Origin of the sequence: Sphingomonas sp. PP-CE-3G-477 (genome assembly GCF_003050745.1) — a bacterium.
Taxonomy (GTDB): Bacteria; Pseudomonadota; Alphaproteobacteria; order Sphingomonadales; family Sphingomonadaceae; genus Sphingomonas.
The window spans coordinates 165,451-177,193 of the sequence record NZ_QAOF01000006.1; the positions used below are offsets into that span (position 1 = coordinate 165,451).

General features: G+C 62.2%; 11 protein-coding genes and 1 tRNA gene. 11 read left to right on the forward strand and 1 reads right to left on the reverse strand.

The window, feature by feature from the left end; genetic code table 11:
• Positions 1 to 13 precede the first annotated feature (13 nt).
• The 4 genes from rodA (at position 14) to C8J45_RS13495 (ending at position 3,537) form a co-directional block, all read left to right on the forward strand.
• Positions 14 to 1,120 carry a rod shape-determining protein RodA gene (gene rodA / locus C8J45_RS13480; protein ID WP_107963663.1) on the forward strand — a complete coding sequence of 369 codons (1,107 nt, stop codon included), beginning with the start codon at positions 14 to 16 and terminating at the stop codon, positions 1,118 to 1,120.
• 157 nt (positions 1,121 to 1,277) lie between these two features.
• A tRNA-Lys gene (locus C8J45_RS13485) sits at positions 1,278 to 1,353 on the forward strand.
• A 322-nt stretch (positions 1,354 to 1,675) separates the two neighbouring features.
• Positions 1,676 to 2,554, forward strand: coding sequence for a nucleoid-associated protein (locus tag C8J45_RS13490; RefSeq protein WP_219907374.1), 879 nt, complete (start codon positions 1,676 to 1,678; stop codon positions 2,552 to 2,554).
• Positions 2,509 to 3,537 carry a GTP pyrophosphokinase family protein gene (locus tag C8J45_RS13495; protein WP_219907375.1) on the forward strand — a complete coding sequence of 343 codons (1,029 nt, stop codon included), beginning with the start codon at positions 2,509 to 2,511 and terminating at the stop codon, positions 3,535 to 3,537. The genes C8J45_RS13490 and C8J45_RS13495 overlap by 46 nt, the downstream gene beginning before the upstream one ends.
• Before the next feature lie 15 nt (positions 3,538 to 3,552).
• On the opposite strand, the gene C8J45_RS13500 is transcribed toward C8J45_RS13495, so the two are convergent.
• On the reverse strand, positions 3,553 to 4,299 hold the full coding sequence (locus C8J45_RS13500; protein ID WP_258191449.1) for a tyrosine-type recombinase/integrase: 747 nt from the start codon (positions 4,297 to 4,299) through the stop codon (positions 3,553 to 3,555).
• A 94-nt stretch (positions 4,300 to 4,393) separates the two neighbouring features.
• Here C8J45_RS13500 and C8J45_RS13505 point away from each other — a divergent pair, with 94 nt between their 5' ends.
• The 7 genes from C8J45_RS13505 (at position 4,394) to C8J45_RS13535 (ending at position 11,641) form a co-directional block, all read left to right on the forward strand.
• Positions 4,394 to 4,666, forward strand: a complete 273-nt coding sequence (locus C8J45_RS13505; protein ID WP_107963666.1) for a hypothetical protein — start codon at positions 4,394 to 4,396, stop codon at positions 4,664 to 4,666.
• Positions 4,653 to 5,036, forward strand: coding sequence for a glycoside hydrolase family protein (locus C8J45_RS13510; protein ID WP_107963667.1), 384 nt, complete (start codon positions 4,653 to 4,655; stop codon positions 5,034 to 5,036). The genes C8J45_RS13505 and C8J45_RS13510 overlap by 14 nt, the downstream gene beginning before the upstream one ends.
• 11 nt (positions 5,037 to 5,047) lie before the next feature.
• Positions 5,048 to 6,637: a tannase/feruloyl esterase family alpha/beta hydrolase gene (locus C8J45_RS13515; RefSeq protein WP_107963668.1), complete on the forward strand. Its 1,590-nt coding sequence runs from the start codon at positions 5,048 to 5,050 to the stop codon at positions 6,635 to 6,637.
• A gap of 239 nt (positions 6,638 to 6,876) precedes the next feature.
• Positions 6,877 to 7,122: a hypothetical protein gene (locus C8J45_RS13520; protein WP_107963669.1), complete on the forward strand. Its 246-nt coding sequence runs from the start codon at positions 6,877 to 6,879 to the stop codon at positions 7,120 to 7,122.
• Positions 7,123 to 7,263: 141 nt separating this feature from the next.
• A complete protein-coding gene (locus C8J45_RS19280; protein ID WP_181321227.1) occupies positions 7,264 to 7,410 on the forward strand; it encodes a hypothetical protein in 147 nt (48 codons plus the stop codon).
• Positions 7,411 to 7,894: 484 nt separating this feature from the next.
• The gene (gene katG / locus C8J45_RS13530; protein WP_107963670.1) at positions 7,895 to 10,120 is read left to right on the forward strand and encodes a catalase/peroxidase HPI; all 2,226 of its coding nucleotides are present in this window, start codon (positions 7,895 to 7,897) and stop codon (positions 10,118 to 10,120) included.
• Positions 10,121 to 10,480: 360 nt separating this feature from the next.
• On the forward strand, positions 10,481 to 11,641 hold the full coding sequence (locus tag C8J45_RS13535; RefSeq protein WP_107963671.1) for a glycosyltransferase: 1,161 nt from the start codon (positions 10,481 to 10,483) through the stop codon (positions 11,639 to 11,641).
• The last annotated feature ends 102 nt before the right edge of the window (positions 11,642 to 11,743 follow it).

The window sequence follows — 11,743 nt, forward strand, 5'->3', positions numbered from 1 at the left end:
CCGAGCGTCAGCGATGAACCGTATCGTCCCCGAACCGCTCGCCAAGCTGCCGTGGCGCGTCCTCCTGCTGGTGGTCGCGATCGGCTGTTTCGGCCAGGTCGTGCTGTATTCCGCGGCCGGCGGCTCGCTCAAGCCCTGGGCGCTGTCGCAGGGCATCCGCTTCTTCGTCCTGCTCGCCGGTGCGATCGCCTTGTCCTACGTCCCCGAGCGGACGTGGAAGGCGGGCTCGCTGCCGACCTATGCGCTGATCGTCGTATCGCTGATCGCGGTCGAGATCCTCGGCAAGGTCTCGGGCGGGTCGCAGCGCTGGCTCGACCTCGGTTTCATCCGCCTGCAGCCGTCCGAGTTCATGAAGCCCGCGATCGTGCTCGCCTGCGCCAAATTCTACGACATGCTCCCGCCCGGCGAGACGCGACGGTTCAGCGCGGTCTGGCCCGCGGCGCTGCTGATCGGCGTCCCCGCCGCGATCGTCATGAAGCAGCCTGATCTCGGCACCGCGCTGATGATCTGCGCGGGTGGCGCGACGGTGATGTTCCTCGCAGGCATACCGCTGCGCCTGTTCGTCGGCGGCGCGATCACCGCTGCGGTGGCGATCCCGCTCGCGATCAACTTCGCGTTGCACGATTACCAGCGCAACCGCATCCTGATCTTCCTCGATCCCGAAAGCGACCCGCTCGGCACCGGCTATCACATCAGCCAGTCGAAGATCGCGATCGGCTCGGGCGGGATCTGGGGCAAGGGCTTCCTCCAGGGCACGCAGAGCCATCTCGACTACCTCCCCGAGGGGCATACCGATTTCGTCTTCGCGACGATGGCGGAGGAATGGGGCCTGGTCGGCGGCTGCCTGCTGATCCTCGCGTTCCTGCTGGTGATCCGCTGGGGGATCGAGGTCGGCCAGCGCGCGCAGACCCGCTTCGGCCGGCTGACCGCCGCCGGGCTGTCGACAACGATCTTCTTCTACGTCGCGATCAACCTGATGATGGTGATGGGCCTCGCCCCCGTCGTCGGCATCCCGCTGCCGCTGGTGAGCTTCGGCAGCTCGGCGCAGATGACGGTGCTGCTGTGCCTCGGCATTTTGATGTCGATCGACCGCCAGAACCGCAAGACGGTCGGCTGGTAGGGCGAAAAACCGACTTATTTCGCGAAAAAGCGGCGCGATCGACGAAAACGGACTCCGATCGACGAAAAGGGGGTTGCGGCCCCCGATGAGTCTGCTAACAGCGCGCCTCCAGCAGCGGGGCGCCACACCAGGGCGCCACTCAAAACCGCCCCGGAATGGACGCATAGCTCAGTTGGTAGAGCAGCTGACTCTTAATCAGCGGGTCCTTGGTTCGAGCCCAAGTGCGTCCACCATCCTCCACCTTGAAAACAAACGATTTTCTCGGTGGCGGAGCTTTGTTCTCCCGACATGTTCCGACAGGGCATTCCGACAAAATTGGACCGATCTCCGCTCGACACGCGATAGGAATTGATGCCCTTTGCCCGCTGGGGAGAGCATATGATTCTTGAGAATTTGGTGATCCGTCGCGTTTGTCTACATGAGGTATATAAGCGCACGGAGGAACGTACGGTCGCCGTGCCATCGTACGGGGCCGGTCTTCTAGAGTTGGATGACCGCGGGCGTGCAGCTTTCACTAGCCGCGTATTGGCTGCATTCAGGGCAGATGCGCAGTGTATGGAGATGACCATAGCGCGAGCAGCGCCAGGCAGTGTCAGCGCTGTGGGCGCCGAATTAGTAGCAATGGAAGCTCCCGAATTTGTTGCCCAATCCCGTGCGGTGGCCGATCTTCTGGCCGCTGCTCAGGTATCGCGTCAGATCCCTGGAGGCTTGGTTGTCGTGTTTGACGGCACAGTAGGACATCCAGCAACGCGATTCTTCGGTATCATGAAAGCCGAGTTGCACGAGGGGTTTCTCCGGGGCGCCAATCTCCAAGCCACGTTCGTCGACAGCCTTTTCCTCAGCCCCAAGACGAAGTTGTATAAAATTGGCCTGTTTGTTGCTGAGGCTGCGGGGATCCCCCCGATGCCCGAGGGATGGGCCGCAACGGTCTATGATAGCCAGTTGACCAGTGCTCAACGTGATGGCGCCGCTACGTACTTTCACAGCGTTTTTCTGGGCCTCGACATCCCCGAGAACAACGCGCAGCGCGTCAAGCAGTTCTGGCAGAAAACTCGGGACTACATCAACAGTGCTCCCGTTGATCAAGAACGCCGAGTAGACCTTTACAACAGCCTGTACAGCTATCTGAAAGTCGATCAAACTCCGACTATCCAGGTAGGCCAGTTCGCGGATCGTTTCCTAGAGCCGGAACTTCGAGATGAGTATCGCGAACATATGGCGCGCGAGCGGTTTCCCATACGCGCGATTGGAAAGGATCTCAGCGAGATTGCGGGATCCCTTCGGCTGCGCCGGTTTCGATTTCCCAACAGCATTCAACTGTCTGGTCCGCCTGAAGCCATTCGCGAACTCGTGGATGTAAGCGAGGTCGAAGGTGACGATGGAGCACGATGGACGCAGATCACTGTTCGCGGCATGATCCAGAGCCAAGATTGAGCCGCGACGAGCAATTTCTTGCCCGCTGGGACGCTGAGCGTTCCTCGTATGAGGCATGGGGGAACTGCATCACCGATACGGTGAAGGCAGCGCTGGAGCCTCGAGTTGCGCCAGATGCCGTCGATTATTTTCTGAAGGCTCATTCTGCCCCTCGCGCAAAGGCAGATCAAAAACTGCTGGAGAAGGCCTTCTATCGCAATAAGGGCTATCACGACCCCTACACGGACATCACGGATAAAGTCGGTACCCGATTCGTCGTGTTGTTGGGCAGCGACATCGCAAAAGTAGTCGATGCTCTAGAAAGCGTCCCGGGCTGGACAAAGTCCAAGGATCGTGACTATGAGGCGGAACAAAAAAGGAACCCTATCGCCTTTGACTATGCAGCCGTACATTTCGTCGTCCGGCCTAGTTCATCGATTGAATACCAGGGCGTCAAAATTCTAGCGGACACGCCATGCGAGGTGCAGATTAAGACGATTCTGCAGCACGCCTATAGCGAGTTGACCCATGACACTATCTACAAGCCGCAGATCCAAGCCACCCCAACGATGCAGCGCGACGCAGCCAAAGCTATGGCACTCCTCGAGGCGACCAACGACTATTTCGAGAAGGTTTCAAACCAAGTGGCGGCGGCCGTGAATGCGGTTCGTGAGATAACAAATTCGCTATCAGCGATTTACAGGTCGTCGACCGGCCTAGAACCCAGCCCCAGCTTGCTGGAGGGGCTGCTCCTTGAGGCTTATGAGAAATCAGCAGGGGACGACTATCTCGACCGCGCCGCAAGAATGCTCGACGAAAAACCGTTCTTAGTGGACCGAATCAAAGAACGCGTTGCTAGGCGGAACCCACTCTTTTCTCAACCTTCGGTACTTCTGGCGTATTTAGACATAATGCGCAGGGGGCGTCGGGCAATACCGGCATGGCCGCTTACCGAAGATGAGATGGAGCCACTGTTGAACGATCTCGGGGAAAGCCGGCACTAAAACGGCGCGAAGCGCTCAGCGGTCTAAGGCGCCCAGCGCCGTGATATGCTCACGCCGCGCCGCTCCAATTCGGCGGGCTTTCTCGGCGCTAGCCTTATTGTAAATGCGGGTGATGGCTAAGGTTTTGTGCCCAGACACCGCTCGGACGTCGTCTTCGCCTGCGTCACCTATCTCCGTAATACCGCCATGCCGAAACCCGGTGAACGTCATCGTCTTCGGAAGGCCAGCCTCCTCGCAAATCTTGCGGTTGATCGTCGACATACGACGCTCAGTGTATTTCTTGCCGTTACGCTCTTCGATAACGATTACGGTGGCAGCAGCGCCGACCATTGCGCGCGATCGAGAGAGCTCTTCCTCCAACTCGGGGTAGAGTAAAACTGTCTCAGGTTTGCCGTCCTCGCCGGTCACAACGATCGACAGCGGCAATGTGACCGGGTTGCCAGTCTTGGACTGTACCAGGCTGATTTCTTCGCCCGGCCGATACCCTGCCCATTCAATGCCGCGGTGCTCCTTACCGTCCGGATCCTCGAAGCCGAACGCGTCCCAGACGCGCTGGCAGCATTCGAAGCACAGGGCGGCGGCGGTGGCCATCGACTGGAAGCCCATCTTACGCGCTGTCTCGCGATAGAGGTTGTACTCTGCACGGCTGGTCTCGCGATTGCCCTTAGCGGCCGTGCTGGACAGCCCCATGCCCTTGAACGGGTTCTCCTTCACGCCGGTCAACCCCCTTATCAGCGCCGAGGCCTCAGTCGACAGCGCCAAGTTGCGCCGCGCTCAAAGCCGTCGCGCCTTCCGATTGCGCCGGAAGAGTTAACCCCGCTGGCGACCGGCTGTCGCCTACCCAAGGAGTACATCGATGAAACTGATCGACGGTTGGCGCCAAGCCTGGCGCCTCTGGTCCGTTCGGCTGTCCGCGTTCGGCGTGGTGCTGATGGGCTGGGCAGCGCTGACGCCCGACGCGCTGTTGCAGGCGTGGAATGCAATGCCAGTAGAGGTGCAGGCGATGGTGCCCGAGAACATCGGCAAGGCCGTTCCGGTCCTGCTGTTCCTCGGCACGCTGATCGCGCGCTTCGTCCCGCAGCCCAAGGCCGCAGCAAAGATCGAGGAGGCAGCCAATGGCCCCGCCTAACGCCAAGACACAGACGACGACCGTGCGACCCGGCAAGAAGACCCTCGCCGGTGTGATCGGGTCGGTCGCCGCAGCCGCGGCGCTGTTCGTCCTCGTGCCAAAGGAAGAGAGCGGCCGGCAGGTGAAGGCTACGGTCAACGCCGACCAGACCGTTACCGTCCAGCACGTCGCGGGCAAGCAGTACCTCGATGCGTATCTCGACATCGTGAAGGTGCCGACGGCGTGCGACGGCATCACCAAGGGCGTGAAGATGGGGATGCGGTTCACGCCGGCGCGGTGCAACGACCTTCTCGAGGAAGAGCTCGTCGCCCACGCTGAGCCAATCATCCGGTGCGTGCCCAACGCAGCTGCGTATCGCTGGCCAATTTGAATGTGTCGACCATGGATACGGGCAAGGTAACGATTGCCGCCGCAACCGTTACCACGACCACCGCCGGACAATTCTGCGAAGTCCGCGGCACGATCGCCCCCGCGCCCAGCTCGGCGATCAATTTCCAGGTTCATTTGCCGCTGACCAAATGGACGCAGCGCTATGTACAGGTCGGCTGCGGCGGCCTTTGCGGGAACGTCAACGTCGCGATCGACAACGCCAGCGGCTGCGCGCCTGCGCTGAACGGCGAATTCGTCGTTGCCGCCAACGACATGGGCGCAAAAGTACTAGAGGGCGGCCCAATGGGCAGCTTCGCCACCGATCCTGAAAAACGTATCGATTTCGCCTATCGCGGCAACCACGTCACGGCGCTCGTCGCCAAGTCGCTGATCCGCGTCTTCTACGGCCGACAGCAACGCTACGCCTACTTCACCGGTTGCTCGGACGGCGGGCGCGAAGGACTGATGGAAGCGCAACGCTACCCCGACGATTTCGACGGCGTGTCCGCAGGCGCGCCTGCAATGAACTTCCAGGTACAAAACAGCTTCTACCATGCATGGATGGCGTCGGCGAACCTCGACGCAGCGGGCAAACCAATCCTGCTCGCCGCCAAGATACCGGTGCTTCATGCTGCGGTGCTGGCGCATTGCGATACGATGGATGGGCTGAAGGACGGGCTGCTGTCGGATCCCCGCGCCTGCCGGGTGGATACCGATTGGGTTGCGTGCAAACCCGGCGCCACTGCTACCGATGCCTGCCTGACCGCGGGCGAAGCGGCGATCGTCCGTCGCATCTATGACGGCCCACGCGCGCCGGATGGTCGCAGCTTTCTTGTTGGCGGTCCGCAGCCCGGATCCGAGCTGCAATGGGACTTTATTCCTGCCAGCGCGACCGATCGGTCGATGAGCGCGATGCTCGGCGCAGCGATGCGGCGCTACATGATCTTCCCGCAATCGCCTGCCCCCAGTGCAATGGTCGACGACTTCTCGTTCGATGCCAGGACCTTTGCCGAGGTGACGAAGCTGCACGGACTGAACGATGCCACCAATCCAGATCTGCGTCCCTTCGCGCAGCACGGTGGGCGGATGATCTTGTGGCATGGCTGGTCGGACACCTCGATTTCCCCGATGACATCGATCGCGTATTACAAAGCGGTGCAGCAGTTGATGGGCGCGCGATCCGCAGATGCCACGCTGCGATTGTTCATGCTTCCCGGCACGGGCCATTGCGGCGGTGGCGATGGCTTTGCGCAGGTCGATACGCTGACTCCGCTGATGGCATGGGTCGAAGCTGGTCATGCGCCGGCGCAGCTGACCGCCGACAAAGTGGCCGACCTTGCCAAAGGTCCCCGGGGCGGGTTGCCGGGGGCCGACCAGTCGGGGAAGCAGTTACCGCTCCCCAGCCCTGCGGCCACCGTCCGGGCCAGACGCACGATCTACCCCTTCCCCGCCATCCCGCGCCTGGGACGCAGCGGTAACGTTGCGGGGAAAAGCGTCGTCATCGAACAGCCCGTGATCGACTGGTACGGTGCCGACCTGTTTCGACCGGGGTTTCAGCGCGCTTACAGCGTTCGCGATAATGCGCTCGTCGCCGACCGCTGAGTTCGCAAAACCGATACGCGAGACGCTTCGTGGACGGCGTTGAGGTCGCATCGAGCATCAAGATATCGATGCATCTGCTCCTCATCATATATACCGAGCCGTCCATCGGCATGCAGAATGCCACATGTGCCTGACGATCGGAGCTCAAAACAATGCAGCGCAACGTTCTTGTCGCCCTGTCGATCGTAGCGCTGGTTGGCTCTACCTCGGCTTGGGCCGTTGGAGATGTTCCCGTCCGAATGAAGCCCAAGCAGGTGGCAAGCTTCTATCGGTCGATCCGGCCCCTGCTCGTTTCCGATGGCGTACCGTGTCCGCTGAACCAGCACCCCGTGTCGGGCATCATTACCGGAGGCGCGTCCCCGCAAGGCGGCAGCCAGCAAACCGTCCTGACGTTCGACAAGGGCGCGAAGGTTACCGTGTCACGCACGTGGAACCGCTCGGTAACGGGCACCCCTGCGACGATAGAAATCGTCTGTTCGCTGTGAAGGCCGACCGAATGGCCACCGAGACGCGCCGCATTGAGATCCGGCGTATGATATGCGGCCGTCACCTTCTTGGGAACGGCTCGCATCTACTCTAGCAGGACGCGTCGGACACATGATCGTGCCTGCAGGGGTTGCTCGCCCATGCCGAAGACCAGTGCCAGGGACCTCGACGCGATCGCGCGCGAGGGCAGCGGGTCCTACACGACGCGCCGGATGAGTTCGGCCACCGGGCTTGCATTGTCGATCCGCGACACGCCGCAATCGGTCAGCGTCGTTACCCGCCAGTAGATCATGATCTCGCCAATAGCTGGCATTTCCAGGCGGCGTACAACCGCTCGTCCAAGACCCGCGGCGGCTATGACGTCGCCGCCTATTACAGTGCGCCCGATCGCGACGGCATCGGCGTCTACATCAACCCGAGCTATTCGCACGCCGACACCACGCAAGATCGAGAGGCCGTTTCGCTTCCGAAGCGCGCCCAGCCCCTACCCAAACCGCCACCGGAAAAGGCGGGCGCAACGCTGACACTGGTCGTGCCCGTCGAATTCTTCTTTCGCTCATATCGAGCAGCTTACGCGCACGCGTCAGTCCGTTCTTCGCTTGGGCGATCCAGAACAGTCTGCCGCACGACAACGACCGATAAGCTCGCCATCAGCCGATCGGTGATCGACTGTCGTGATCTATCCTGCCCGAATAATCGATTGGACAAATGTCCATCAAATCCTGCATCTTAGGTCCAAGCACGGGATACTCATCGAGAGAGGACGCCAAGATGGCCGATTACGAACAGCCCAAGAGCAGCGGTTGCCCAATGGGCCCCAACGGCGGCGGCGAGGTCAAGGCCCGCTCGCTGCTCGGTCGCACGAACAAGGATTGGTGGCCGGATGCGCTGCCGATCGACATGCTGCACCAGCACGGCGTCTCCCCCGACCCGATGGGCGAAGAGTTCGACTATGCCGAGTCGTTCCAGCAGCTCGACTATGCCGCGCTCAAGGCTGACCTGACCGCGCTGATGACCGACAGCAAGTCCTGGTGGCCTGCCGATTATGGTCACTACGGCCCGTTCATGATCCGCATGGCGTGGCACGCCGCCGGCACCTACCGCGTAACCGATGGCCGTGGTGGGTCGTCGTCGGGTCAGCAGCGCTTCGAGCCGCTCAACTCGTGGCCGGACAACGGCAACCTCGACAAGGCCCGTCGCCTGTTGTGGCCGCTGAAGCAGAAGTACGGCAAGAACATCAGCTGGGCCGATCTGTTCATCCTCGCCGGCAACGTCGCGATCCAAAGCATGGGCGGACCGATCTTCGGTTTCGCAGGCGGCCGCAAGGACGTCTTCGCCTCCGAGGGCGACACGTTCTGGGGCGCCGAAGAGCTGTGGGTCAACGAGGGTGCGCAGACGCGCATCAGCGAGGACATGCCCGAGCTCGAGGGGCCGCTGGCCGCGATCCAGATGGGTCTGATCTACGTCAATCCGGAAGGTCCGGGCGGTGATCCGAACCCGCTCCTGTCGGCACGCGACATGAAGGCGACGTTCCTGCGGATGGCGATGAACTCCGAGGAAACCGTCGCGCTGACCGCTGGCGGCCACGCGTTCGGCAAATCGCATGGCGCCAAGCCTGCCCCGCATTTCAAGGCTCCGTCTTCGGAATCCGTGCACATGCAAGGTCTCGGCTGGCTGACCGACAGCGAGGAGATCGGCCAGGGCCACATCACGACCTCGGGCATCGAGGGCGCATGGTCGAACAACCCGACCAAGTGGACCGGCGATTACCTGCGCCTGCTGTTCAAGTACGACTATGAGTTGACCGAGAGCCCGGCCGGCGCAAAGCAGTGGCAGCCGGTCAACCCGGCACCGGAGGACATGGCACCCGACGCACGCGACCCCAACAAGCGCGTGCCGACGATGATGACCACCGCCGACATGGCGCTAAAGATGGACCCCGAGTTCCGCGAGATCGCGCTGCGTTTCCGCGATGATCAGTCGGCGCTCGACGACGCGTTCGCGCGCGCCTGGTTCAAGCTGACGCACCGCGACATGGGTCCGCGGGTTCGGTATCTCGGGCCTGAGGTTCCGGAAGAGACGCTGATCTGGCAGGATCCGGTTCCTGAGGGCACCGCGCCGTCGGACGCCGACGTTGCAGCGTTCAAGGATGCCGTGCTGTCGAGCGGGCTGACGATCGGCCAGCTGGTCAAGACCGCCTGGGCATCGGCATCGAGCTATCGCCGGTCGGACCACCGCGGTGGTGCGAACGGTGCGCGCATCGCGCTCGCGCCGCAGAAGGACTGGCCGGTCAACGAGCCCGAGCAGCTGAGCAAGGTCCTGGCCAAGCTCAACGAGCTGCGCGGCGACATGTCGCTGGCCGACGCGATCGTGCTGGCCGGTTCGGCAGCGGTCGAGAAGGCGGCGCGCGATGCCGGCCACGACGTATCGGTGCCGTTCCTTGGCGGCCGCGGCGATGCGACGCAGGAGTGGACCGATGTCGAGAGCTTCGTGTGGATGGAGCCGCAGGCCGATGGCTTCCGCAACTACCTGAAGACGCGTCACCCGGTGAAGACCGAGGAGTTGTTGCTCGACAAGGCTTCGCTGCTCGGCCTGTCCGCGCCGGAAATGACCGTGCTGGTCGGTGGCCTGCGCGTACTCGGTGCGAACTTCGGCGGTGCGCCTGAGGGCGTACTCACCACGCGTCCGGGGCAGCTGACCAACGACTTCTTCGTCAACCTGCTCGACAACGACACGTTCTGGGATCTGGTCGACACGTCGAGCGACGAGAAGTTCATCGGCTACGATCGTGGCGGTCGCGAGAAGAAGTGGCAGGCGACCCGTACCGATCTCGTCTTCGGCTCGAACTCGCAGCTGCGCGCGACGGCCGAAGTCTATGCCGAGAACGGTCACGAGCAGAAGTTCGTTCGCGACTTCGTCAAGGCATGGGTCAAGGTAATGAACGCCGATCGTTTCGACGTGACGGCCAAGCCTGTGTCGTCCAACCAGGCGACCTGAGCTTCGGTGACAGGTGGACAAGCCGTGCTGGTCTGGGCGACGTTCCAGGCGAGCACGGCTTGTCCGCCATTACCCGTTATGATTGCCGTGAACGATGGCATGAACTCCGATCGTTACACGGTCTCGAGCCACCGCCCTCGACGGCGGTACTTGTCGTGTCGGCTGACAAAGGTCCAAGGCGTGCTCGCCGAACGGCGTCGGAAGATGGCCAACCCCGGCAGCGCCAGGAACTGATTGTCACGTCGCCAGAGGGCCTTGCGACGTTCGGTGCGTTCCCAGCCCTGATCCAACCCGCTATGATCGCGTACTCGGATCAAGCGAACGACGGTGCGGATACCGTCGGCGAAGGGGAGGTCACAGATGGCGGCACCGTTGACGGCTCGGCGATCGGTCGTCGTCATCAGCGATTGGGTCGATGGCCAACATCCTGGACACGATCGCCCGCCATCTGCCCTGCTGCCAGCACACGCGACCAATCCGGAAAGCCAGCCGTGGATCGGCGATCTCGTCCCCATTGACGTGACGGGCGGGTATCTGGAGCGGTTACCCCTCGCGCTGGTCGCTGCCGGCATCGTCGATCAAGCCGAGATCTGGCATCATTGGCGCGGCGAGGACGAGCCTCCATTCCGCAGGGACAACGCGGTTCTGGCGCGCCGCGCCTTCCGGGTCGAAAACGAGCATGCCCCCTTTGCCTCGTCGCAGATGCATGCGTTCGTCGAGGTGTTCGGCGCACCGCATATCCTCGTCGTGTTCGGTTTGGGCGTCGCGCCCGACCTGCTCGAACTCTGCGCGAACAGCATCATCCTCTACAATTCGATCGACGCGCCGTCGCTGCGCGTGCCGCCCGAGGTTAGCGAGCATTTCGATCTCGTCATCATCGGCGCGCAGTGGCGGTCGGACGAAGTCGAGGCGCGCCACCCCGGTATGCGCACCGCGATCCTGCCGGTTGGTCCCGAGTTCGCGGCGGTCGACCAGTTCCGTCCGCTCGGCACGCCCAAGGACGTCGACCTGATCTACGTCGCCGCCGCGCAACCGTACAAGCGCCACGACATCCTGTTCGAGGCGCTCGCGCAACTCCCGCGCGACATCCGCGCGCTCTGCGTGTTCGGATACGGCGAGGATGCCGCCGCACTCCGCCGCCGCGCCTGCGACCAGAACCTGTCGATTGAATTCGTCGGACCGCCGGGCGTACCGATCGTAGAGGTCAACCGCCTGATGAACCGCGCCAGGTTCGGCGTCGTCTGCGGTATCGACGACGGCGCGCCTGCGATCCTAACCGAATACATGCTCGCGGGCCTGCCCGTGCTCGCCAACGCCGAATTACGCTGCGGATTGCAGTTCATCCTGCCCGAGACCGGCATGACGGCTTCGACGAACGGGTTTGCCGATGCAATTCTTACAATGCGCGAAACCTACGAGGAATTCCGGCCCCGCCAGGCCGTGTTGGAACGTTGGACGTGGCAGCTTAGCATCGTGCGTTTGAGGGCAATTATCCAGCAAATACATGATGCAAAGCAATGACATTTACATAGTCAGGTTTGAGGTGTGGGCTTAGGTTCGATCGACAACGCGGATAACCGCGGATTTGCGGATTGGAAGACCGTGCACGGTATCGGACCTATT